This window comes from Streptomyces sp. A01 (genome assembly GCF_059026195.1).
Map to the genome: position 1 here is coordinate 107,283 of NZ_JBWLKN010000016.1, position 22,784 is coordinate 130,066.

At 69.5% G+C, this 22,784-nt stretch carries 22 protein-coding genes; 14 read left to right on the forward strand and 8 right to left on the reverse strand.

Translation table 11 applies throughout. The features are described from left to right. Positions 1-99: 99 nt before the first annotated feature. Positions 100-747 (reverse strand): response regulator transcription factor, encoded by a 648-nt coding sequence (locus AC5P1B_RS22270; RefSeq protein ID WP_493889113.1) that lies wholly within the window; start codon positions 745-747, stop codon positions 100-102. 132 nt (positions 748-879) lie between these two features. Further along, positions 880-1,434, reverse strand: coding sequence for a GNAT family N-acetyltransferase (locus AC5P1B_RS22275; RefSeq protein ID WP_493889114.1), 555 nt, complete (start codon positions 1,432-1,434; stop codon positions 880-882). A gap of 292 nt (positions 1,435-1,726) precedes the next feature. On the opposite strand from AC5P1B_RS22275, the gene AC5P1B_RS22280 reads away from it, so the two are divergent. The 4 genes from AC5P1B_RS22280 (at position 1,727) to AC5P1B_RS22295 (ending at position 4,566) form a co-directional block, all read left to right on the forward strand. After that, a complete protein-coding gene (locus AC5P1B_RS22280; protein ID WP_493889115.1) occupies positions 1,727-2,959 on the forward strand; it encodes a helix-turn-helix domain-containing protein in 1,233 nt (410 codons plus the stop codon). A 196-nt stretch (positions 2,960-3,155) separates the two neighbouring features. Continuing rightward, positions 3,156-3,467, forward strand: coding sequence for a hypothetical protein (locus AC5P1B_RS22285; RefSeq protein ID WP_493889116.1), 312 nt, complete (start codon positions 3,156-3,158; stop codon positions 3,465-3,467). Further along, positions 3,464-4,054 (forward strand): hypothetical protein, encoded by a 591-nt coding sequence (locus AC5P1B_RS22290; RefSeq protein ID WP_493889117.1) that lies wholly within the window; start codon positions 3,464-3,466, stop codon positions 4,052-4,054. The genes AC5P1B_RS22285 and AC5P1B_RS22290 overlap by 4 nt, the downstream gene beginning before the upstream one ends. 89 nt (positions 4,055-4,143) lie before the next feature. Then, complete coding sequence (locus AC5P1B_RS22295; protein ID WP_493889118.1) at positions 4,144-4,566, forward strand: hypothetical protein; 423 nt, start codon at positions 4,144-4,146, stop codon at positions 4,564-4,566. 143 nt (positions 4,567-4,709) lie between these two features. Here the strand turns inward: AC5P1B_RS22295 and AC5P1B_RS22300 are convergent, their stop codons facing one another. After that, on the reverse strand, positions 4,710-5,513 hold the full coding sequence (locus tag AC5P1B_RS22300; RefSeq protein WP_493889119.1) for an RluA family pseudouridine synthase: 804 nt from the start codon (positions 5,511-5,513) through the stop codon (positions 4,710-4,712). Positions 5,514-5,667: 154 nt separating this feature from the next. Then, positions 5,668-6,948 (reverse strand): sensor histidine kinase, encoded by a 1,281-nt coding sequence (locus AC5P1B_RS22305; protein WP_493889120.1) that lies wholly within the window; start codon positions 6,946-6,948, stop codon positions 5,668-5,670. Between the two features lie 234 nt (positions 6,949-7,182). On the opposite strand from AC5P1B_RS22305, the gene AC5P1B_RS22310 reads away from it, so the two are divergent. After that, on the forward strand, positions 7,183-9,387 hold the full coding sequence (locus AC5P1B_RS22310; protein WP_493889122.1) for an MMPL family transporter: 2,205 nt from the start codon (positions 7,183-7,185) through the stop codon (positions 9,385-9,387). A gap of 139 nt (positions 9,388-9,526) precedes the next feature. On the opposite strand, the gene AC5P1B_RS22315 is transcribed toward AC5P1B_RS22310, so the two are convergent. From AC5P1B_RS22315 to sph, 3 genes are all read right to left on the reverse strand, one after another. Continuing rightward, positions 9,527-10,066 (reverse strand): hypothetical protein, encoded by a 540-nt coding sequence (locus tag AC5P1B_RS22315; protein ID WP_493889123.1) that lies wholly within the window; start codon positions 10,064-10,066, stop codon positions 9,527-9,529. A gap of 56 nt (positions 10,067-10,122) precedes the next feature. Beyond that, positions 10,123-10,734 (reverse strand): winged helix-turn-helix domain-containing protein, encoded by a 612-nt coding sequence (locus AC5P1B_RS22320; RefSeq protein ID WP_493889124.1) that lies wholly within the window; start codon positions 10,732-10,734, stop codon positions 10,123-10,125. 291 nt (positions 10,735-11,025) lie between these two features. Further along, positions 11,026-12,087: a sphingomyelin phosphodiesterase gene (sph, locus tag AC5P1B_RS22325; protein ID WP_493889125.1), complete on the reverse strand. Its 1,062-nt coding sequence runs from the start codon at positions 12,085-12,087 to the stop codon at positions 11,026-11,028. 271 nt (positions 12,088-12,358) lie between these two features. Between sph and AC5P1B_RS22330 the strand changes: the two genes are divergently transcribed. The 3 genes from AC5P1B_RS22330 to AC5P1B_RS22340 all read left to right on the forward strand — a co-directional run bounded on the left by AC5P1B_RS22330 (position 12,359) and on the right by AC5P1B_RS22340 (position 15,208). Continuing rightward, positions 12,359-13,093 (forward strand): hypothetical protein, encoded by a 735-nt coding sequence (locus tag AC5P1B_RS22330; protein ID WP_493889126.1) that lies wholly within the window; start codon positions 12,359-12,361, stop codon positions 13,091-13,093. A 567-nt stretch (positions 13,094-13,660) separates the two neighbouring features. Continuing rightward, entirely contained in the window at positions 13,661-14,272 is a 612-nt protein-coding gene (locus tag AC5P1B_RS22335) for a sigma-70 family RNA polymerase sigma factor (protein ID WP_493889127.1), read from the forward strand. A 183-nt stretch (positions 14,273-14,455) separates the two neighbouring features. After that, positions 14,456-15,208: an aspartyl/asparaginyl beta-hydroxylase domain-containing protein gene (locus tag AC5P1B_RS22340; protein ID WP_493889128.1), complete on the forward strand. Its 753-nt coding sequence runs from the start codon at positions 14,456-14,458 to the stop codon at positions 15,206-15,208. A gap of 207 nt (positions 15,209-15,415) precedes the next feature. Here the strand turns inward: AC5P1B_RS22340 and AC5P1B_RS22345 are convergent, their stop codons facing one another. Then, positions 15,416-15,673 carry a hypothetical protein gene (locus AC5P1B_RS22345; protein WP_493889129.1) on the reverse strand — a complete coding sequence of 86 codons (258 nt, stop codon included), beginning with the start codon at positions 15,671-15,673 and terminating at the stop codon, positions 15,416-15,418. 903 nt (positions 15,674-16,576) lie between these two features. Between AC5P1B_RS22345 and AC5P1B_RS22350 the strand changes: the two genes are divergently transcribed. The 6 genes from AC5P1B_RS22350 (at position 16,577) to AC5P1B_RS22375 (ending at position 22,766) form a co-directional block, all read left to right on the forward strand. Next, on the forward strand, positions 16,577-17,992 hold the full coding sequence (locus tag AC5P1B_RS22350) for an MFS transporter (RefSeq protein WP_493889130.1): 1,416 nt from the start codon (positions 16,577-16,579) through the stop codon (positions 17,990-17,992). Positions 17,993-18,251: 259 nt separating this feature from the next. Further along, complete coding sequence (locus AC5P1B_RS22355) at positions 18,252-19,232, forward strand: beta-ketoacyl-ACP synthase III (RefSeq protein ID WP_493889210.1); 981 nt, start codon at positions 18,252-18,254, stop codon at positions 19,230-19,232. Between the two features lie 49 nt (positions 19,233-19,281). Beyond that, a complete protein-coding gene (locus AC5P1B_RS22360) occupies positions 19,282-19,518 on the forward strand; it encodes an acyl carrier protein (RefSeq protein ID WP_493889131.1) in 237 nt (78 codons plus the stop codon). Between the two features lie 99 nt (positions 19,519-19,617). Next, positions 19,618-20,505: a (3R)-3-[(carboxymethyl)amino]fatty acid oxygenase/decarboxylase gene (gene scoE, locus AC5P1B_RS22365; protein ID WP_493889133.1), complete on the forward strand. Its 888-nt coding sequence runs from the start codon at positions 19,618-19,620 to the stop codon at positions 20,503-20,505. Beyond that, positions 20,502-21,041, forward strand: a complete 540-nt coding sequence (gene scoD, locus AC5P1B_RS22370) for a (2E)-enoyl-ACP glycyltransferase (RefSeq protein ID WP_493889134.1) — start codon at positions 20,502-20,504, stop codon at positions 21,039-21,041. Before scoE ends, scoD begins: the two co-directional genes overlap by 4 nt. An 87-nt stretch (positions 21,042-21,128) precedes the next feature. After that, positions 21,129-22,766, forward strand: coding sequence for a long-chain-fatty-acid--CoA ligase (locus AC5P1B_RS22375; RefSeq protein ID WP_493889135.1), 1,638 nt, complete (start codon positions 21,129-21,131; stop codon positions 22,764-22,766). Positions 22,767-22,784 lie beyond the last annotated feature (18 nt).

A 22,784-nucleotide genomic window follows, 5' to 3' on the forward strand; every position in this document is an offset into this window, starting at 1 on the left:
TAACCGCTGACCCATCCGGGGTCGAGGTACCCGTAGGCACTTGTGTCCGGCGAGCCGGACCGGCCGCGACGGGCCGCGCGGGGGGCGTCCGGGGGTGCGTCAGCCTCGGTCGAGGTAGGCGAGAACGGCCAGAACGCGCCGGTTGTCGTCGTCGGACGGCGGCAGGTCGAGCTTCCCGAAGATGTTGGAGGTGTGCTTGGCGACGGCCCGTTCGGTGACGAAGAGCTGGGCGGCGATGGCCGCGTTGGACCGGCCCTGCGCCATCAGCTCCATCACCTCGCGCTCCCGTGGAGTCAGATTCCCCAGGGGCTTGTCCTGGGATCGCCGCGAGAGCAGCTGCGAGATGACCTGCGGGTCCATCGCCGTGCCACCCCCGGCGACCCGCCGGACCGCGTCGATGAACTGGTCGGCGTCGAAGACCCGGTCCTTGAGCAGATACCCGATGCCGCCGCTGCCGTCGGCCAGCAACTCCCTCGCGTACAGCTGTTCGACGTGTTGGGAGAGCACCAGAATCGGCAGTCCCGGGGTGGCCCGGCGGGCGGCGAGCGCGCACTGTAGCCCCTCGTCGGTGAACGACGGCGGCAGCCGGACATCGACGACGGCGACATCGGGTCGCAATTCGGCCAGTGCACGGCTGAGTTCGGGCCCGCTCTCCACCGCTGCGGCGATCTCGAAGTCGAACGCCTCCAGCATCCGCACGAGACCGTCCCGCAGCAGGAAGAGGTCTTCGGCGATGACAACGCGCACTTCGGGCTCCAGCGGGACAGGTAGGGATGTCGGCGCGAGCCGACGAACGGTGAGAGATGTGCGGTCGCACTCTACCGAGGGGGTGCGGGGGTGCCGCCGGGGCGGCTTTGTCATGTAGTTGTCCGGAGCGGTTCACCGCAAGGTCAGCATCATGACGTCGTGCGGGTCGGCGCCCTCCCACGGCCGGGCCTCGCCGACTTTGCGGTATCCCCATGCCCGGTACGCCGCCTGTGCCGCTGTGCTCTCCGGATGGACGTTGAGCAGCACGCGTTCGACCTCGGCGCCGTCGAGCACGCTCTCGTGCAGCCGACGCGCGATCCCCCGCCCTCGCCACGGTCCGCGTACGGCAAGCTCCATGAGACCGAACGTCCGGTGTCCATCCTCGCGGCGCATGTCATTGGGTACGGGTTGGGTGAGTTGGTCCCACCAGCCCGTGTCGGGCCCGAGCGGGTAGCCGTAGGCCGTGCCGACCGGCGTGCCATCGTCCGCGCGGGCGAGGGCGGCGCGGAAGGCACGTTTGCGGGTCTGCGCACGGAAGCGCCGGAAGGTAGCCGCGACGCCGTCCTCGGTCTCGTTATAGGGCGGCTCGACGAACACCTCGGCATAGATCAACCGGAACGCGTCCACTGCCCGCGCGGCGGCCGCACCGTCCAGGCACTCGACGGCGACGGCTCCGTGCTGCGTCATGGGATGCCCCCTACCCTTGACGATCAGTTCGCAGACCGGTGTCAGCGAACAGCGTCCGTACCGACTCGACCACCGGCGTTTCGTCGCCATGGTGGCAACGTTCCAGCGGGACCAGTAGGGACGTTGTCAGCCCCGGCCGACCGGTGACCGGTGTGCGGGCGCACTCCTCCGGGGGCGTGCGGGCGCCTGCATGGGCGCCAAGACACGAGCACGTAGCGTCGATTGCGTGGAACACCGCGTGCTCGCCGGGAGTACCGTTTCATGTGACGCAGCTTCAGGACGAGGAGCCATTATGCTTCACTCTGGCGTTCCCGAAAGCACACTCACCAATGGCCAGCGCCTCGCGCGACTGCGTGAACGACGCCGCTGGAATCAGACGCGACTCTCTACGGAGAGCGGATATTCCCTCTCCGCCGTGAAGAAGTTCGAGCAAGGCCGACGTTCCTTGGACCGCGCGGATGTCATCCTCCGTTTCGCCAAAGCACTTGACTGCCATCCCACTGAGATCACCGGCCAGCCCTACGCTCCTCCGGAAACCGACTTCGAAGGGCAGTCCGCCGTACTGTCCGTGGCCGCTGTCCGCCGTGCGATCCTGCGCCATGGCCGACCTGCTCGGCCCTCGGAACAGGAAGCCGCCGAAGTCGACCTGTGCGACCTCCGCGCCCGTGTCGCCTCCGCCAACAGCTACCGGCAAAAGGCCGCACTCTCGAAGAGCGGCCAGTTGCTGCCTGCCCTACTCCGCGATCTGCAAGTCGCCGTAGAGGTCTGCGACATGAGCGACCGGAATGAGGCGTACGACTTGCTGGCCTCAGCTTACGAGTGCGCCATGCAGTACCTCTACAAGCTCGGGCGCAGCTCGGATGCCACGCTGGCTACCGAGCGGGTGGTCTGGTCGGCTGAGGAGACCGGCGATCCGTTGCGGTCCCTGTCCGGGCACTGGTACCAGAGCGGCGAGTTCCTCGCTATTGGTGAGCATGACGAGGCCGGCGCCATCATCGACGGCGCGCTCACCGAACTCGGCCGGTTGCGTACCGGACGCCCGGAACAGATATCGCTGATGGGCGCCTTTCATCTGAAAGCCAGCCTGAACTACGCCCGGGCCAGCGACAAGGAAGCCGCGAAAGCGCACCTTGCGAAGGCGGACCGCCAAGCCCAAGCGCTGGGCGATGACCGGAATGACTTCGAGATGCAGTTCGGTCCTACAAACGTCGCGATCTGGTCAGTGACGCTGCCCGTCGAAATGGGGCAGGGCCACCAAGCGGTATCCCGGGCTGAGCAGGTGACACCGGATCTACCGCCCGATTACGCACGGGAACGGCGGAGCCATTACTTCATCGATGTAGGCCGGGCGCACCACTACAACGGCCAGAACGACGCGGCGCTGGACGCCTTCTTGAAGGCTGAGCGGCTGGCGCCGCAGGCTACCCGGATGCACCCGGCGGTCCGCGAGACGGTGAACACCATGCTGAACGCGCGGCGCCGAACCGGCATGTCCGAGTTCGGAATGCGTCTCGGCGTGCTGTGACGGCAGGGAGACACTCTGTGTCCCTGACCGCCCCTCGCGGCTCATACGGTCAGTCATCAAGCGATCACCGATGACGCCGGAGGCTGCGCCATGCCGACCGAAGCGACCCTTCCCGCCAGCCCGTACGAGTGGATTCCGCCTGGTAACGGCGTGAACTGGGTGCCCATCGGCAAACAATGGCTGGCACGCCGTCACCGTGGCCCAGTGGCGCGGTGAACGAGTCCTCGCCGATCTCGGCGAGGACAGCGGCGCCGTGATCCGCGACGATCTCGCGCGCACCATGACGTGGCTCATCCCGCGCGGCGCGGCCGACGGCCACGAGCTACCGGAGGGCGCCGACACGCCCGGCGACGACGGCACCATGATGTTCGTCCCCGGCATGGAACGCGACCGCACCACCTACTGGCGCGTCAAGCCCAGCCCCGACCGGCTGTTGACCGACCTCGACCGGCTGCTTGAGGCGCTCGGCACGGTGCGGGAGAAGATCCGGAACGAGTCAGCCTCATGACGGCGATGCCTTTCGACTGGTTTCCGCCGCCATCCGACGACGTGATGCTGCTCCCCGCAGGCCGCCAGTGGGATGCCGCGCGTACGAGTACGGCGGTCGCCGAGTGGGCGTTCCAGCTTCTCGACGGCGAGGGCAACGCGGCCTCGATCATCGACCCCAACACCGATGCGGTCTACTGGCTGATGCCCCCTCGCATCGCCTCCCTGGCGCCGTTCGTGGAGTGGGAGCGGCTGCACCGACACGTAGCGCTGCTGGCTGAGGGGGCCAGCGTCCACTACGTGGGCGTACCGCCCGCGTACCGACGCGCGGGCTGGGGCCCGCACTGGCACCTCCCCGACAACTGGTCGGGCCGCTACCTCATCAGCCCGTATTTCCTCTCCAGCGTGCTGGCTCCCGCCGTGATGTCCGTGCACGGGCTCGATGCTCTGGCGCTCCAGTGCAAGGTCTGCGACCGGGCGGTGGCCCGCGACGAAGCGGTAGCCGCGATCCGCCCACCGCGCCCCGGCGATCCACCGCCACGGCGCCTAAGCGCCCACCCCGCGTGCGCGCGCATGGCGGGCTTGATCACACAGGAGGGCACCCGGTGAACCCGCCCCGGGCCGCCGCCGGATCGGGGCTCGGCCCCTCGTGATTCCTTCTAAGCTGAGACCGCCGCCGGTGGAAGGAAAGATCACATATGCGCCCCGACCGCTTCCAGAGCTTCGCGCTCGACTTGGTCAAGAACGCTCCTACGGCCGGGCGGGTCTTGACCCTCGCGGACGCCGGTGACACCAAGCACCCGTTCGGTCTCGTCGTGACCGTCGCGGGCAGCGAAGTGCGGTGGCAGTTCATCGCGGAGTCCGCTCCCGGCGACAAGTACAGCGAGACTGAGGCTCCCGTCGAGGGCGACCCCGCACCCCCTGTGGAAGCCGCCCCGGCCACCCGCGAGCCGTCATCCGCGGACGCTGAGGCGTGGCTCGGGACCGTGCTCTCCGCCAGTGGTAACCGCGAAATCCAGTCCGTCGAACTCTGGTCACGTCGCGACGGTGCCAAGGCCGACCATCGCGGGCTCACCCTGCGCTTTCACTCCGGCGCGAAGATTTACGCCCGGGTGCTCTAGCTCTGGCCCTTCCGGGCGGCACGGCTCCGGACCGCACAACCCGGTAGCAACCCTGGGCACCGGCGCCCACCCGCTGTGCGCGCGCATGGCGGGCCTGATCACACAGGAGGGCATCCGGTGAACCCGCCCCGGAAGGCGCCCCCTCACGCCCCCGACAGCACCCCCGCCGCCCCGCCCTCGGGGAGGCGGGTCGCGATCGGGGTCCAGAAGTCGTCGCCCGGAGTCGCCGAGACCTCCACTCGCTCGCCGCCCTCCCAGGTGGCGTCGAAGGCCAGGCGCCAGGAGTGCAGGCAAGTGCGCTCGCCGCGGGCCGCGCTCTGCTTGTCGAAGAGGGGGTCGCCCACGATGGGGAGGCCGATCCACGCCAGGTGGACCCGGATCTGGTGGCGGCGGCCGGTGACGGGCTCGATGGCGAGCAGGGTGTGCTGGTCGTCCGCCCACAGCCGGGTGAAGTGCGTGATCGACGGATACGTCCTGACGTGCGAGAACACCTTCTCCTCCGGCACCGACCAGGTGCCGTGCTGGGGGTCGGCGGAGCCCTCCAGCTTCGCCGTGATGTCCTCGCGCTGGGCGCCCACCCGTACCCGGTTCTTACGGCCCACGCTCAGCGGCATGTCGATCGTGCCGTGCACCGGAAGGCCGCCGGGCAGCCCGCCCGTCGGCACGATGGCGAGATACGTCTTGGCGACGGTGCGCTTGTTGAACTGCCGGGTCACCTCGGACTGGACGCGCTGCTCCTTGGCGAACAGCACGGCGCCGGAGGTCACCTTGTCGATCCGGTGGCAGGGGATCAGCGTCTCGCCGACCTCCTCGGCCAGCCTGACCAGGTCGGTCTCATGCCGTTCGCCCATGACCGAGATCCCGGCGGGTTTGTTCAGGACGAGATACGTCCCGTCCTCCCGGACGATGGCACCGGCACGGCCCCGGATCTCGGTCCACTCGTTCATGTGCTGCCCGTCTCACGTTCTCGACGCGGCCGTCCGCCAGCGTTCGGCTCATGCTCCCAAACGGTGCGGCAGGCGCGAAATCGGGGGAGGGGGCCGGGGCCCGGAATCCGCGTACGGGACCCGCTGCCGAGACCCGCCGCCGGAAACCGTGGCGTCAGGAGGCCGGAGGCCGTCCGGGTAGCAGCGGGCACGGGATTTCCATGGTCACCATCGTCGGGCCGCCGATCGGGCTAGTGATCGCCATCAGCCCGTCGAACGCGCCGAGCCGCCGCTCGATGCCGGTCAGCCCGGAGCCCAGCGCGGTGTCGGCGCCGCCCCTGCCGTTGTCGGTGACGGCGATCCGCAGCATGCCGTCGGCGTAGTGCACATCGAGCCACACCCGCTCCGCCCCCGAGTGCTTCGCCGCGTTCGTCAGCACCTCGCTGACCGCGAAGTACGCCGCCGACTCGACGGGCTCCTCGGTCCGGCCCGGCAGGTCCACATCCACCTCGACCGGCACGGCCATGCGCAGCGCCAGGGCCCGCACCGCGTCGCCGAGACCGCGCTCGGCGAGCACCGGGGGATGGATGCCGCGTACCAGGTCACGCAGCTCGGACAGGGCCTCCGCCGAGTTCGCGCGGGCCATGGACAGCATCTGCTTCGCCTGCTGGGGGTCCTTCTCGACCAGCGCCTCGATGGTGCCGAGGCTCATGCCCATCGCGACCAGCCGGGCCTGCGCGCCGTCGTGCAGGTCGCGTTCGATGCGGCGCAGCTCGGCGGCGGAGTTGTCCACAGCGTCATGCCGGGTGGCGGTCAGCCGCTCGACCCGGGCGGCCAGTGCCATCTGCGGGGTCGGGGCCAGCAGGCCACGGGCGAGGGTGAAGTGCGCGAGCAGCAGCTTCGGGGTCACGTACAGGCTGATCACGAGGAAGAACAGGCCGAGCAGCGCCGCGAGGTTCGCGGTGGACTGCGAGGAGATCGGGATGAACGCGTACCACTCATTGCCGCCGGAGTGCACGATCGGCCGCCACACACCCGCCGCGAGCACCGAACCGTAGATCCCGTACGGGATGAGGAGGAAGGCCAGCAGCGCGGTCACATAGCCGCCCGTCATGTCGACGAGCAGCCACAGCAGGTCCCGCCAGGTCGCCGGGTCCTTCAGCAGCACCGTGCACCGCTCGACGAGGCCGGTGAAGCCGGGGCGCGGGTCCGCGGGGAAGGGGCGGTACGGCTCGGGAATGGTGATCCCGGCCCACTCGGCGGCCTTGTGCCTGCGGAAATTGGCGAAGCCCCGCGTCGCTGCCAGCACGTACGGGGTGGTGATGAGACCTACGCCGAGCAGGATGAACGCGATCGAGAGGACCGAGAGCACGAAGAGGAGGATCGAGCCCGCGAGCGAGATGAACATCAGCGCGAACCCTTGGGCGGTCGCACGCAACGCGTTGCGGACCTTCATGTGGTGTCTCCCCGTCTTGTCACTGCGCCCGGACTTCGGACACGGCCCAGTCTGGCCGCTTGTCCATTGTCAGGCACTGGGCGCGGGCCCCGGCTGGGGGTGTACCTAGCACCACCCCCGTGACCTCGCCTTTTGCTTCAGCGGCTGGGTGCTTCAGCGGCTGGGGGCCAGGCGCGCCGCTTCCTAGCTTTGGGGCGTGACGTACTCGGTCCTTACCTCAGGGGGAAAAACGCCATGAAGAACAACCTCGCGGCCCGGCTCGGCGGGTGGAGCACCCGCCACCGCAAGACCGCGATCTTCGGCTGGCTGCTGTTCGTCGTGCTCATCGCGGTCGGCGGTGGCGCCTCCGGCATGGTCGAGATGACGAACTCCGAGAACGGCGCGGGCGACTCGGTCAAGGCCGAGAAGATCCTTGAGGACGCCGGTCTGGACACCCCCGCGGGCGAGATGGTGATGGTGCGCAGCGCCGAGCCGGACGGCTGGCGGGATGTGGCGCGGCAGATCAGCACCGGCATCGCGAAGACCGGTGAGGTCACCGAGGTCAAGGAGCCGGTCCGGTCCGACAGCGGCAAGGAGGGGCTGATCAGCTTCGACATGAAGGGCGACGCCGACACCTCCTCCGACCGCGTCGGTCCCGTCATGGACGTGGTGGACAAGGCCGGGAGGGAGCACAAGGAGCTGGAGGTCTACCAGTTCGGCGAAGCCAGCTCGGGCACCTGGCTGGACAAGGTGCTCAGCGATGACATGAAGAAGGCCGAGTTCACCGCTGTACCGCTGGCGCTCGGCATTCTGCTGGTCGTCTTCGGCGCCGTCGTCGCCGCGCTGCTGCCCGTGATCCTCGCGCTGACCGCCTGCGTCGCGACCTTCGGTGTGCTGGCGCTGGTCAGTCACCAGATGCACCTGACCCCCACCATCAACTCGGTGATGTTCCTGGTCGGCCTGGCCGTCGGCGTCGACTACTGCCTGTTCTACCTGCGGCGTGAGCGGGACGAGCGGGCGGCGGGCCGTGACGCGGAGACCGCGCTGCGGATCGCGGCGGCCACCAGCGGCCGCACGGTGCTGGTCTCCGGTTTCACCGTGATGGTCGCCATGGCGGGCATGTTCTTCTCCGGTCTGATGCTCTTCAAGGGATTCGCCGTCGCCACCATCGTGGTCGTCTTCATGGCCATGCTGGGATCGGTGACGGTGCTGCCCGCGATGCTGTCCTGGCTCGGTGACCGGGTCAACAAGGGGCGGCTGCCGTTCGTGGGCCGCCGGGCGGGCAAGCGCGCCACGCGCGGTGGTGGCGGGCTGTCCGCCACGCTCATCAAGCCGGTCGTGGCCAAGCCGGCGTTCTTCGCGGTCGCCGCGGCGGTGCTGCTCGTGGTGCTGGGCGCACCCGCGCTCGGCATGAAGACCGAACAGCTCGGACTGGAGAAGCAGTTCGGCAAGGACGCCGAGATCTCCGTGTCCTTCCAGCAGATCACCGGCACGTTCCCCGGCGGCCCCACCCCGGCACAGGTGATCATCGAGGCCGGCGACGTGTCCTCGCCCGGGTTCAAGCGCGCGGTCGCCGACTTCAGGAAGCAGGCCGCGGCCACCGGTGAGTTCGGCAAGACGATCGAGGTGGTCACGCACCAGGCGAAGGGCGTCGTCGAGATCGACGTACCGCTGGCGGGCAACGGCTCGGACGGCGACTCCAAGCGGGCGCTGGAGACCCTGCGCGAGGACCTGGTGCCGCGGACGCTGGGCGATGCCGCCGAGCAGGTGTACGTGACCGGCGACCTGGCCTCCTCCGTGGACTTCAACGATCAGCTGAAGTCGGGCATCGTGCCGGTGTTCCTCTTCATCATCGCCATGACGTTCCTGCTGATGCTGGTCTGCTTCAGGTCGGTGCCCATCGCCCTGGTGTCGATCGTCCTCAACCTGCTGTCGGTGGCCGCCGCCTACGGTGCGATGGTCGCCGTCTTCCAGCACGGCTGGGGCGCCGGACTGCTCGGCATGGAGAAGGCCGGCGCGATCGAGTCCTGGATGCCGCTGTTCGTCCTCGTCATCCTCTTCGGCCTGTCGATGGACTACCACGTCTTCGTGGTCTCGCGTATCCGGGAGGCCCACGACCGGGGCCGCGGCACCCGGGAGGCCATCGTCGAGGGCATCCAGGCCACCGCGGGACCGATCACCGGGGCCGCTGCGATCATGGTCGCCGTGTTCGCGGTCTTCGCGATGCTGTCCATGCAGGACATGCAGCAGATGGGTGTCGGCCTCGCCGTCGCCGTGCTGCTCGACGCCACCCTCGTACGGATGGTGCTGCTGCCCGCGATCATGGCGCTGCTCGGAGAGCGGAACTGGTACCTGCCGCGCTGGCTGGGCTGGCTGCCGCACTTCTCACACGGCGAGGAGCCGACGGCTGCGCCGGTCGCGCCGCAGCCGGTGTACGAGGGGTCGTCGTACGGCCGCTGATGAGTAACTGAGCAGGCGGCCACCGGCCCGTGGTGCCCTCACCGCACCGGACGGCACCGCACTCATTACTCCGGACGGCACCACACCGCCCGCGAGTTTCCCCGGCCATCCCCGGGGAGCTCGCGGGCGTACGAGTGCGTCAGGCGGCCAGCGCCGCCCCTTCCGCCCGGCGGGCCACCGCCAGCAGCATCTCCAGCCGGACGAACGCCGCACCGCCCGCCCGAATCGCCACCCAGTACGCCCCGAAGACCAGCCGGGACCGCTCGTCGGTGCAGCGCACCCTGGTCTCGATGGTCATCAGGCTGCCGTCGCCGTCCGGGACGACCCGCGCGCCGGTGACGGTCTTCGCCCAGCCGGGCTCGGTGAAGGCCACGAACGCCTCCGGGTCACCGTCGGGCACAGGCGCGAGCTCCGGGCGGACATGCCAGAACTTCGCCACCTTGCCCCGGACTTCCTCGCGCGTGCCGACGGCCAGCAGCGGGACGGGGGCCGTCTCCGTGAGCCGCCCGCTGAGCCGCAACGTGCCCAGCGAGCGGAAGCCGGTCAGCAGTTGGGTGATGTGCAGTTCCTCGGCGGTCAGCGCTTGGTAGGCGCGCCACGTCGTGTCCGGGTCGGCCGCGATCCGGCGGCTGTAACTGGACCGGTAGTCGTGCTCGGGCAGGAAGCGGTCGAGTCCCATGGCGGCACGCTATACCGGGCCTTGGCTGTCGGCGGGCGGCTTGGGTCACGCTTGGGTCAATTGACGGGGGCGTACTTGTACCCGACCCGCCGTACCGTGACGATCGACGCCCGGTGCTCCGCGCCGAGCTTGCGGCGCAGCCGGGCGACATGGACATCGACGGTCCGGCCGTCGCCGACATGCCCGTATCCCCAGACCGTGGTCACCAGCTGGTCCCGGGTGTGCACCCGCTGCGGGTGCGCCACCAGGTGGGCCAGCAGCTCGAATTCGAGGTAGGTCAGCTCCAGCGGGCGGCCCGCGACCCGTACGGTCCGCCGCGCGGCGTCGATCCGGATGAGCGCGTCGCCGACGGGAACGGGCGCCCCGTCCGGCGGCGCGGCGGTGGACCGCCGGTCGGCGGGCACCAGCACCAGGTAGCCCACCATCGGCGGCCGTCCGGGCAGTGCGGGGAGGCTGTGCGCGGGGGCGGGCAGCCAGGTGGCGTCCGCGTGCAGCAGGTCGGCGACCGGTGGCACCTCATCGGGGGCCACCGCCCGCAGCCGCTGGCGGGGCGGCTGCGGGGGCGACGCGTGCGGCGACCGCGAGAGCGGACCGGAACCCGGCGCGAGGGGTGCGGCGGACGCGGCAGATGAAGCAGATGAAGCGGACAGTGTGCGTATGTTCGTCATGATGGTCAGCTCTTTCGCGCAGTGGGCGTCTGGGGGACGTCATGCGCGCGGGCAGGGCTGGTGCCGGGAATGCCGACGCGGCGAGAAGCGAACGTCAGGCGTCAGCGAGGCGAGCGGGCCCGCGCGTCACAGCGCGGGACAACACTCGCGGTCGAAGTGATGCGCCTGCCGAGAAGGCCAAAACGGCTCAAGGTCACTGCGACCCGTCGCGGCGTACTGGTTGCTGGCCATGGGCCTATTGAAGCAGACAATCCGTCCGTGGTCCCGGGCCCGGGGCGCAGGTCACACCGGCTACGTGGCCGCCCCGGCACGCGAGCCGCCGCTCGCGACCACGGGGTAGTGGTCCGAAAGGTTGGTGTACGTGTACTTCTGTCCCCAGCTGCTGACGGTCCACGGCGCGCAAGACTCCTTGACCACCTCGTTGGTCCAGCCCGCAGGCTTGGCGTGGCCCGCGCGGTGCAGCACGTAGTCCAGATCCTCGCGCGGGTCGTCGGGGTAGCGGTCGGCCGCTATGGAGTTCTCCGCGGTGTCGAAGGAGTACGCGTGGCCGGTGCGCCGGTCCGCCGCCGCCACGTCGAGGCCGCTGAGCATCGACTGGTACTCCGGACTGTGTGAGTCCACATTGAGGTCGCCCGCCACGAGCACCTGCTCACCGGCCGGGATGGCCTTCGCGTCCAGGAACGTGTCGAGCTCCTTGAACTGCGCGGAGCGCACCCGCGCCGCCTCGCCCGCCGCGCAGCCCGAGTCGGTGGACTGCGCGTGCGTGCCGACCACGTGCACCTTGGTCCCGTTCACGTTCAGGACCACGTAGGCGAAGCCCTTGTTCGACTGCCCGTCGGAGCCGCACGCCTCGTCGTAGACGTACTGCTCCTTCCGTACGACCGGCCACTTGCTGAGGACGGTCACGCCGCCGTCCTCCGGGGTCAGCGCGGAGTAGTCGCCGCCGGTGGCGTCCCAGCCGCTCCTGGAGCGCCCGACAACGGGGGTCTGGTGCGGGTACGCGCCCGCGGCGTTGGCCTTCAGGGCGTCGGAGGAGGAGTTGTCGAACGCTTCCTGAAGCACGACGACGTCGTTGCCCCGGAAGAAGCCGGCGGCGGGAATCGCCTTGGCCCGGTGGTCCTGGCCCCAATTTGGGTAAAGGTTTCTGCTGAACAGGAAGGCGTTGTAGCTCAGTACCCGAAGCGCTGGCGGGGCGGTGGAAACGGAACCGGTCCGGTCGGCCTGGCGACCAGCCGTCGGCCGGCCTTCCGCCGCTGCCGCGCTTGCGTACGGCAGCGCGGTGGCGAGGGTGGCCGCGGCGAAAGCGGACGCGATGAGCGCGCGCCGGGCACGGCGGGGGACAGCATGCTGCACGGGATCTCCTTGTGGAGGTGGGGGGTTGAACGTCGCGGGCACATCAAAGCAGCTGCGGTTACCTCTAGGTAACACCCCGGCACCGCACATGTGGCCTCGGGCGGGCGGCCGTGCGCACCCGGCCCCGCCCCCGCGTGATCAGGGCCGTTCGGAGCCCTGAGTGAGCGGCACCGGACACACCGTTCACGAGGCCCTCGCCCGTGCGCCGCCCCCGGCAAAGTTTCCCCCCGCGGCGGTCCGCCTGTCAGTGGCGGCTGGCACGATAACGGGTATGACCACTGGGCTGGCGTGCCGCGCCATACGAGCCGCGACCTTCGCGGCCGTATGCGTGTTGGTCACCGCCGCGGGGCATTCCCTGGCCGCGGGCAGCCAGTTACCGGCACTGGCCCTGGGCAGCGCCTTCGCCGGGACGGCCGCCGCCGCCTGGTGGCTCACCGGGCGCGAGCGCGGGGCGCTGGTGGTGACGGGCGCCACCGTCGCCGCCCAACTCGGCCTGCACTTCCTGTTCAGCCTCACGCAGCTCCCTCCGTCATCGGCGGCCGATGGCGGACACGCGAGCGCGATGTCCCACGCGGGACCCCTTTCGTATACGGCCTCCTCCGCCCCCATGGCCCACGCGCACGGCGAGCACACCCATGCCGCCACCGGCGTTGACCCCATGGGCGTGACCGGAGGCATCCCCGGACCGGCTCCCAGCGGTGACATGGTGAGCCTGCCCTTCATCGGGCACGGTTCCGGGAGCATGCTCCTCGTCCATGTACTGGCCGCGCTGGTCTGCGGCGTGTGGCTGTGGCGCGGCGAGGCCGCCGCGTTCCGGCTGGGCCGTGCCCTCGCGGCCGTCGCCTTCGTGCCGCTGCGCGTCGCGCTGCGCAGCCTGGGCCCTGTCTCCGTCTGGCGACCGGTCCCGCGCGCTGTCGGCGCGTTCCTCGTCCGCAGGCTGCGCGGCGTGTTCCTGCGCTACGGCCTCGGAGGCAGAAGCCCTCCGGCATCCGCCGCGTACTGCTGACCGCTCCGCCCTCCGCGCTCCGTGGCGCGCCCGGGTGACGGGCGCAGCACCGACGTGCCCGGCCGCCACTGCCGCGTCCCTGCGCGCACGTCGGCAACAGGCCCCGCTCCTTTCGCCGTCCGCGTGCCGATGACGCTCATGACACCGATGTCGCCGGTGACCCTGGTGTTGTCAGTGACACCGATGTCGCCAGTGTCGTCAGTGACGCCGGTGCCGCTGAAGGCTCACGTGTGCTGACGTCATGTCCTGCCAAGTCCTGTCAAGATCTGCCAAGTCCTGCTCTGTGCGTCCGGCCTGACCATGTCGTGACCGGTCAGGCCAGGTGTCGGGTCAGGTATCAGATCAGCTCGAATCAGGTCAGGTCAGGTCCTGTCGTTTCGTGAGCCTTGTCGTGGCTGCCGTGGTGAGTCGGTGGCGCGCCGTCAGCCGGTCGCATCGCGCGGGCTGGACGCGCCCCGTGAGCCGATCGCGGCGGGTGTGTGACAGGTGCGCGCGGTGCCGTTCCCCTACCCGTGCCATGCCTCCCCATGGCGCGGACCACAGCGTTCTCCATAAGGACCCGTTGCGATGATTCCTGCTCTTGTCCGGGACAGCACGGGGCCGTCCGGCCCCGTGGACGATGAAGAGGTGACCGGCTGGGCGCTCGCCGCCAGGGACGGGAACCCCTTGGCTGTCGAGTGCTTCGTCCGGGCCACCTACCGGGATGTCTGGCGGTTCGTGACGCACCTCAGCGGCGATGCGCACGGCGCTGACGACCTGACTCAGGAAACCTTTCTTCGCGCGCTGCGCTCGCTGCCCCGCTTCGCGGGCCGGTCCTACGCGCGCACCTGGCTGCTGTCGATCGCCCGCCGGGTGGTCGTCGACCGCTACCGCTCAGCCGCTGTCCGCCCCAGGCTCGCCGACGCCGCGAACTGGCAGACCGCGGCGGAAGGTGCCCAGCCGTCCGGACTTCCCGGCTTCGAGGAGGGAGTGGTGCTCCTCGACCTGCTGGACACCCTCGACACCCATCGGCGTGAGGCATTCGTCCTCACCCAACTCCTCGGCCTGCCCTACGCCGAGGCCGCCGAGGTCGTCGGCTGCCCCGTCGGTACGGTGCGCTCTCGAGTGGCGCGGGCGCGGGACGACCTGGTCACGCTGCTGCGCACCGCCGAGATCGGTGGTGTGGCGATGGCCGCCTGACTGCCGCCACCGACGTCGCGTTCCGGCGCGTCGTTGTCCCGTCACCGACGTCACCGTGATGATCACTTGCGGACGCGTCCCGACCCGGTTCATGGGTATGCCCCCGGTCGTGCGGCCCGGCGGACACATCCGTGTGCGGCATCGTGGAGTCCGTACCCTGTTTTCCCCTACCAGGAGACCGATATGACACCTGAGATTGAGAACGCCTTCGCCGCGATCCGGAATGAGTACGGGTCAGCTTCGATCGAGCGCGTCGAAGAGATGCTGGAACCCAAGAAGCACGAGCGGCACCCGCTACAGAAAGGCGCCAAGTGGATCTTGCCGGGGATATCCCAACAGCCCTGGCACGATCCGTACGGCCATGCCGAGCTGGCCCCTGTGGTGAACGCGCTGGAATCCCACCACGCCTCCATCAAAGCGGAACTGGAGACGGCCTGGTCCGGGCGCCGGGAGGCATTCTCGGACTATGAGCACTATCTGACCTCGCAGCAGGACTGGCAGGCCCTGTACCTCTACCGGAAGGGCGGCCTTGTCGAGGAGTCGGAGGCCACCGTGCCGACCGCGTACAAGGTGCTGAAGGACTTCGCTGTCGACACCGAGAAGCTGTGCCCGCTCCTTGAGTGCCACTTCTCCACGCTGCTTCCTGGCGCGTCGATCGCGCCGCACTGCGATCTGTGGAATTTCAGTATCAACCTGCATTTGGCGGTCGATATCCCCGAGGGCTGTGGGATCAAGGTCGCAGGAGAAACGCGCCGCTGGGAAGAGGGCAAGTGCCTGCTCTTCGACTATTCCTTTGAACACGAGGCGTGGAATGGCGGAACGCGTCCCCGGACCTGCCTGCTCGTGGATCTCTGGCACCCCGACACCACCATTCCCGAGCGCAAGGCGCTGGTCGCGCTCATTACCCAGATCCGCGAACTGATGGGCGAAGGCTGAGCCGACAGCCCATCCCCGGCAGGCGGTGGAAGTCCGGGCGGCGGCAGGCTGGTTGACGGCTGGCGGCCGCCCGGACGCCGGCCGATGGATGAAGAACGGCGGATGAAGAACGGCGGATGAAGAAAGAGGCATGACGGGCGGCGGATGACGGAGCGGGCCGGGTCGGCCGATGTCGGGCGACCCGGCCCGCGAAGCGGTCGTCCCAGGTCACACCGGTTCGGCGGCGGTGGCCCCGACCCGGCCCCAGGCGCCCACGACCGGTGATCCCGTCCGCGCCGCCCGGCCCCGCTCAACCGGCGAGCGCCGCCGCCCGGCCACCCGCCCGACCGCTCCGCCCAGTCGCCGCGCGCCATCGCCGCGCATCAGGAACGCGGGAGCGGTCCGCACCGAGCGCGCCGGACCGGCCGTGTTCTCCGGCTGGCTCTTGCCCGGCCCGGCCCGGTCGAGCGGCGAAACTTCGGCCAAACACGGGAAGCGGCCCCGTAAACCCGCCCTGGCCCGTTACGCTCCCCCAACTCGCCTTTCTTCTGCCAGGCGGAAGGTCGCGCCGCGCCAGAAGACCAGGGCACCGTGGATTTTTTCCGGCTGGCCAAACCGTGTCCTCCGGTGTGGGCCCTTAACCCGCCTGGGAGGCGTGGGGGTTAACGATGCCCGACTGCTGCGTGAGCGGTGCTGTATCTCCGGTCAACCAGGTAACGCCCTGCTGCCGCGAGGTATGCCCATGCCGCGTGTGACGAAGAATCTTGAGATCCCGGGGAACCAGACAGCTTTGTCGTACGACTACTGGTAAAGCCCTTTCTCGGCAAGGTGGAACGGTTGCTTCCGAATCTCTTCGGGAATGACTCATGTATGAGCGGTAATTGAGGTTCCAGCCGCTTGAATCAGCCATCCCTGGCGCTGTACGCTGCCCTGGGCATGGCTGAAAAGCGATGCCCAGGCGCGGTTCCGAGGCGTGGGCGAGGCGGGTTAAAGCGGGAGATCGAATGAGGTTCCGGGATTCTCCTGCCGTTAGTGCCCTGGCTCCTCGGGTCTCCGGGCGCGGAGCGGAATGGAATCCGATGCTCCGAGTGGCTGGTTCTCTCTGTGCACGACTCCTGTAGTTGACGCCTTGACGGTTCCGCAACCGGAATCTGAGCCAGGCCAAAAAGGAGGGAGAACGCTTGCCGCGCCGGAAGGCCGTGCGTAAGCATCCAGAACGAGCCGCCCACGGGCATATGACTAACCGGCCGCGAGTCGGGGGCGGCCGCAGTCGAAGCCGGTTCGCCGGGTGGGCCCTACGTGTCCGAAGCCGCCCGAGATCCGTCGCACCAAGGCATGGGGAACCGCTGGATGCGAGTCCGGTAGGTTCCTAAGGGGGAATGTCCGGGGATGTCCGCTATAACGTCGTCACATGCACCACCACGCCCACGGCTTGGGCTGTCCCTGTTCGTGCTGGCTGCGGCGCAGCTCGTCATCGCGCTCGACTTCAACATCGTCTACGTGGCCCTGCCCAGCATCCAGGACGGTCTCGGCTTCTCCGAGCAGGACCTGCAATGGGTGGTGAGCGCCTACGTCGTGGCCACCGGCGGCTTCCTGCTGCTGGGCGGGCGGGCGACGGATCTGCTGGGACGGCGCCGCATGTTCGTGCTCGCGGCCGGGCTGTACGCCGGTTCCTCCCTGGTGGGCGGAATTTGCGATTCCGCCGGGCTGCTGGTCGCGGTCCGCGCCGTTCAGGGCATCGGCGGCTCCCTGCTCTTCCCCGCCACCCTCTCGCTGATCAACACGATCTACGAGGAGGGCCCGGGCCGTAACCGGGCACTGGCCGTGTGGGGTGCGGCGGGCGCGGGCGGGCTGTGCTTCGGTTCGCTGCTCGGCGGCGTGCTCGTGGAGGCGTTCGGCTGGCCGTCGGTGTTCCTCGTGAACGTCCCCCTCGCGGGGGCGATCGCGGTGGCGGGCTGGCTGCTCTTCCCCGCCGACCCGCCGTGGTCGCGGGAGCGGGACTTCGACATCCTGGGTGCGCTGACGGCGACCTGCGGCATCACCCTGCTGGTCTTCGTCCTGGTGCACGCGCCCGAGGCCGGATGGGGCAGCCGCTCCGTGCTCGTCTGCGCGGCGGCCTCGGTCCTGCTGCTGGCGGCCTTCGCCGTCATCGAGGCGCGGAGCCGCGACCCGCTCACCCCGGCACGGCTGTTCGCACACCGCTCGCTGGTCGCCGCCATGGCGCTGACCGCGGTCTTCAACGCGACCTTCGCCTCCCTGCCCTACTTCCTGACTCTCTATTTCCAGACGGTGCACCACTACAGCGCGCTCAGCACCGGCCTCGCCTTCCTCGTCCCCGCCGTGCTGGTCGCGGCGGGCACCCAGGTCGGCGAACGGGCCATCGCCGCCTTCGGTGTCCGCGCCACGCTGCTCGGCGGCATGGCGCTCGGCGCCGCCGGAGCCGCGGCCCTCGGCCTCGGCTTCGCCGAAGACGGCTCGTACGCACGGCTGTTGCCCGGCATCGTGCTGGTGAGCCTCGGGCAGGGCGCCGCCTGGACCGCCATGTGGATCGTGGCCGCCTCCGGCGTCGCCCCCGGTGACCAGGGCATCGCCTCGGGGCTCGCTTCCACGACGCTGCAAGTCGGCGGCGCGGTCGGGCTCGCCATCCTCGTCGCCGTGGCCAACGCGCACACCGACGGCCTCAGGGGTGCCGCCCTCCACGACGGGCTGATCGACGGAATCCGGCTCGTCGCCTATCTGATCGCGGCCGGAATCTGCTGCGGGGCCCTGGTGATCCTCGCCTTGCGCAAGGCTCCCAGCCGGTAAGGGCCCCACGCCCGGACCGGCCTTCCCGTCCAGCACAGCCCCCACAGCCCCGCCCCCCTCTCGTCCCACCCCCCACGCATGCCAACTGAGGAGAACAGCCGTGCCCAGCGCCGCCACGCAGACGCTTGCTTCCGACGACCGAGAACCCGAGCCCGTCGCGGGGTCACCCCTGGCCGCCAGCCCGTCGGGCGCCAGGCCCGGCGCGCAGCCGGCGGAGTCCGGCGACCGGTGGGACGGGGGCCGACGGGGACGTACGGCCGTGCTGTGCGGGCTCGCCGGCTGGGTGCCGCCGCGGGTCGTCACCAACGAGGAGCTGTCCGCGCGGCTGGAGACCAGCGACGAGTGGATCAGAACCCGTACCGGGATCGGCCAACGGCACTTCATCGAGCCCGGGCAGGCGACCTCCGACCTGGCGGTGGAAGCGGGGCGGCGCGCTCTGGCCTCCGCGGGGCCCGGCAGTGTGGACGCCGTCATCGTCGCGACGACGACCCCCGACCGCAGCTGCCCCGCCACGGCGCCCCTCGTCGCCAGCCGGCTGGGCCTCACGGGCGCGGCGGCGTTCGATGTGAGCGCCGTATGCACCGGCTTCATCTACGGGCTGGCATCGGCCGCCGGGCTGATCGCCGCGGGCGTGGCCAAGCGGGTCCTGCTGATCGGCGCCGACACGTACTCGACGATCGTGGACCCGGAGGACCGGACGAACGCGATCATCTTCGGCGACGGTGCCGGAGCGGTCGTCCTGCGCGCCGGGGACCCGGGGGAGCCGGGCGCCGTCGGCCACTTCGACCTCGGCAGCGACGGCGCCGAGGAAGAACTGATCATGGTGGCGGCGGGCGGCTCCCGGCAGCGTTCCACCCCGGGCGAAGTGAGCCGCGAGGACCAGCACTTCACCATGCGGGGCAAGGCGGTCTACCGGCACGCCATCACCCGCATGGCCGCCTCCGCGCGCGCCGCGCTCGCTGACGCCGAGTGGAAAGTGGACGACGTCGACCACTTCGTACCCCACCAGGCCAACCTGCGCATCCTGCACGCCGTGGCCGACGACCTGGGGCTGCCCCGCGAACGCTGCGTCTCCCACGTGGAGTCCGTCGGCAACACCGGCGCCGCCTCCATCCCGCTCGCCCTGGCCGACGCGGTCTCCGCACAGGTGATCAAGCCCGGTGACCGCGTCCTTCTCACCGCCTTCGGCGGCGGCCTGACCTGGGGCTCCTGCGCCCTGCGCTGGCCCGCCCAGGACTGACACCGCCAACCGCACACGAACGCGCAGACATGGGAGGGCGACAAGCCTCATGAGTGCCACCTACGACCGACTGCTCACCATCCTCACGAAGCTGCACGACACCCCGCCCGACCAGATCACCCCCGAGATGACCTACGGGGAGCTGGACGTCGACTCACTGACCATGGTCGAGATCAGCATGCATCTGGAACGCGAACTGGGCGTGAGCATCGATGACAACGAGCTGCATGAGGGCCTCAGCCTCGCAGCGACCGTAAAGCTGCTCGACGAACGACTTCACCCGTAAGGACCGGGGCACCGGCCCGCCGGTCTCCCCTTCCGGCGATCCGGCACGGTCACGCAGCATCCGCATTTCCGTATCTCATCCGCGAAAGGCAGTAACACCATGGAGATCACTCCGCAGGCAGGCAAGAAGCTCGGTGCCGCCGTGCACGGCTTCGATTACACCAGCGCGTCGCAGACGGACATCGACAAGCTGAAGGAAGCCGTCTACACGCATAAGATCGCGGTTCTCAAGGGTCAGGATCTCTCCCCGGAGCAGTTCCTGGAACTGGGCAAGCGGCTCGGCCGCCCGGAGACGTACTACGAGCCGATGTACCAGCACCCCGATGTCCCGGAGGTCTTCGTCTCCTCCAATGTGCCCAAGGACGGCAAGCAGATCGGCGTACCGAAAACCGGTAAGTTCTGGCACGCCGACTACATGTTCATGCCGGACCCGTTCGGCATCACGCTGATCTACCCGCAGGTCATTCCGCAGAAGAGCCGCGGCACCTACTTCATCGACATGGGCAAGGCGTATGAGGCGCTGCCCGAGGAGCTGAAGAAGGAGGCCGCGGGGACGTACGCCAGGCACTCCGTGCGCAAGTACTTCAAGATCCGTCCGCACGACGTCTACCGCCCGATCTCCGAGATCCTCGAAGAGGTGGAGACCAAGACCCCGCCGGTGGTCAAGCCCACGACCTTCACCCACCCGATGACCGGTGAGACCGTGCTCTACCTCGCCGAGGGCTTCACCGTCGGCATCGAGGAAGCGGACGGCAAGCCCGACGAATCCGACCTGCTGCACCGTCTCTTCGAGGCCACCGGGCAGCTCGACGACACCTTCACGCACTCCAACATCCACCTCCAGAGCTTCGAGAAGGGCGACCTCCTCGTCTGGGACAACCGCAGCCTCATCCACCGCGCGCTGCACACCTCGGCCCCCGAGCCGACGGTCTCCTTCCGGGTCACCGTGCACGACGAGCGGAAGCTGTACGACGAGGTGACGGCGTGACGCCCGCCACGGAACTCGCCGGGACCCGGGAGTGGTATCCGACGGACGAGGCTCTGCTGACGCCGGTGCTGCGCCCGTACAAGGAGAACTGCAAGTACCTGCGCTCCGCCGAAGTCAGCGCCCATTCCGGACAGGCGACGGCACGCTGTGAGTTCTCGATCCCGGAATCGTGCTACATCGACGACACCGGGCACCTGAACGCGGTCGAGGTGAACATCTGCTACAACCAGATGATGTATTACCTGGTCGCCAAGTCCGTACAGGAAGGGCTGATGCCCGAATTCTCCTCCTGGACGATGGACGACTACTGGAAGCACCAGCTTCCCGACATTCTCATAGCCCGGTTCGCCAGCAATTTCCGGCGCCCGATCAATCCGCGTGCGTTCTCCGGTGAGATGACCTTCGAGACAGTGACACGAAGGTCGCCCGGCGGTGGCAGCCCGATGCTGCTCGCGGAAACCTCCCACCGTTACTGGGACGCTGACGGCGGACGCTGCGACGGCGAAGTCAAGCTCGCCTTCGTCAATATCCCCTAGCGATCCCCCAGCGAAATCACCACCCCGTGGTGCGTGCCGCCGTATGGCCGGCGCACGCACCACGGGCCGACCACGGAGGCGCCGGACATGGCCGATTCCACGATGACGCGGACATCCGACAGCAGGCTGTACCACCCCGAACTCCGGACCCTCGACGAGACGGCGCGCTTCCACGCACAGCAGCGGCCCGAGACCACGGCCGTCCTGTGTGAGGGGCGGGCCCTGTCCTACGGGCAGCTGCACCAGGAGAGCAACCGCATCGCCCACGCCATCAAGGCCGCCGGGCTCGCCCCCGGCGCGCGGGTCGCCTACCTGGGCAAGGAGTCCGAGCACTACTACGAGATCCTCTTCGGCTGCGCGAAGAGCGAGACCGTGCTGGTGCCCATCAACTGGCGGCTGACCGCGCCCGAGGTCAGCCACATCCTCCAGGATTCCGGCAGCGAACTCCTCTTCCTCGAAGCGGACTTCGCGCCGGTCATCGAGCGCCTCCCCGACGCCGCCCCGGTGACGCTCGTACGCCTCGGCGAAGCGGCCACCCAGCAAGGTGCGGGGGAGCCGGACGGCGCGGCGAAGAGCAGCGCGTACGCGACGTGGAAGGCGGCCCAGCCCGACACCGAGCTGGCACCCGGCGCCACCCCCGACACCCCCGTCGCCCAGCTGTACACCAGCGGCACCACCGGGCTGCCCAAGGGCGTGGTGCTCGCCCACCGCAGCTTCTTCGCGATCCGCGACGCGCTCGCGAGCGAGGGCCTGGACTGGATCGACTGGCGCGCGGGCGACATCGCGCTGATCGGCATCCCCGGTTTCCACGTCGGCGGCCTGTGGTGGGCCACCCAGAACTTCAACGCGGGTGTCACCGTCGTCGCGATGCGCGCCTTCGCCGCCCGCGACGCCGTCACCCTCATCCGCGACCTCGGCATCACCACCGCCTGCGTCGTCCCCGCGATGCTGCGGATGATGCTCGCCGAACCCGGCGTCACCCCGGCCGACTTCGCCACCCTGCGGAAGACCGTCTACGGCGGCTCACCGATCTCGGAGGCGCTGCTGGAGGAGAGCCTGGCCATGTTCGGCTGCGAGTTCGCGCAGATCTACGGGCTGACCGAGACCGGCAACACCGCCGTCTGCCTGCCCCCGGCCGACCACATCCCCGGCCACCCCAGGATGAAGGCCGCGGGCCACCCGTATCCGGGAGTGCGTAGCAAGGTGATCGACGACCAGGGCCGCGATCTGCCGCCCGGCACCGTCGGCGAGGTCTGCCTGGCCACCCCCGCCCGCATGGTCGAGTACTGGGGGCTTCCCGACAAGACCCGGGAGACGCTGGTCGGGGAGTGGATTCACACCGGGGACGCCGGATACGTCGACGAGGACGGCTACGTCTTCATCAGCGACCGCATCAAGGACGCCGTCATCGTCGCGGGGGAGAACGTGTACCCCGCCGAGATCGAGAACGCCCTTGAGCGGCACCCCGGCGTCGCCGAAGCGGTGATCGTGGGCGCCCCCGACGAGCGCTGGGGCGAGACCATCCACGCCTTCGTCGTCGCCGCCCCCGGCGAGCAGCCGTCCCCGAGGGACCTGCACCGCTTCCTCATCGACCGGCTCGCCAGCTTCAAGCTCCCCGCCCGGTACGAGTTCATCGACCAGGTGCCGCGCAACCCCAGCGGGAAGATCCTCCGCAGGGAGCTGCGTGACCGCTTCTGGAAGGTCTCGGAACGCAAGGTCAACTGACCGCCGCGCCGCCCGATC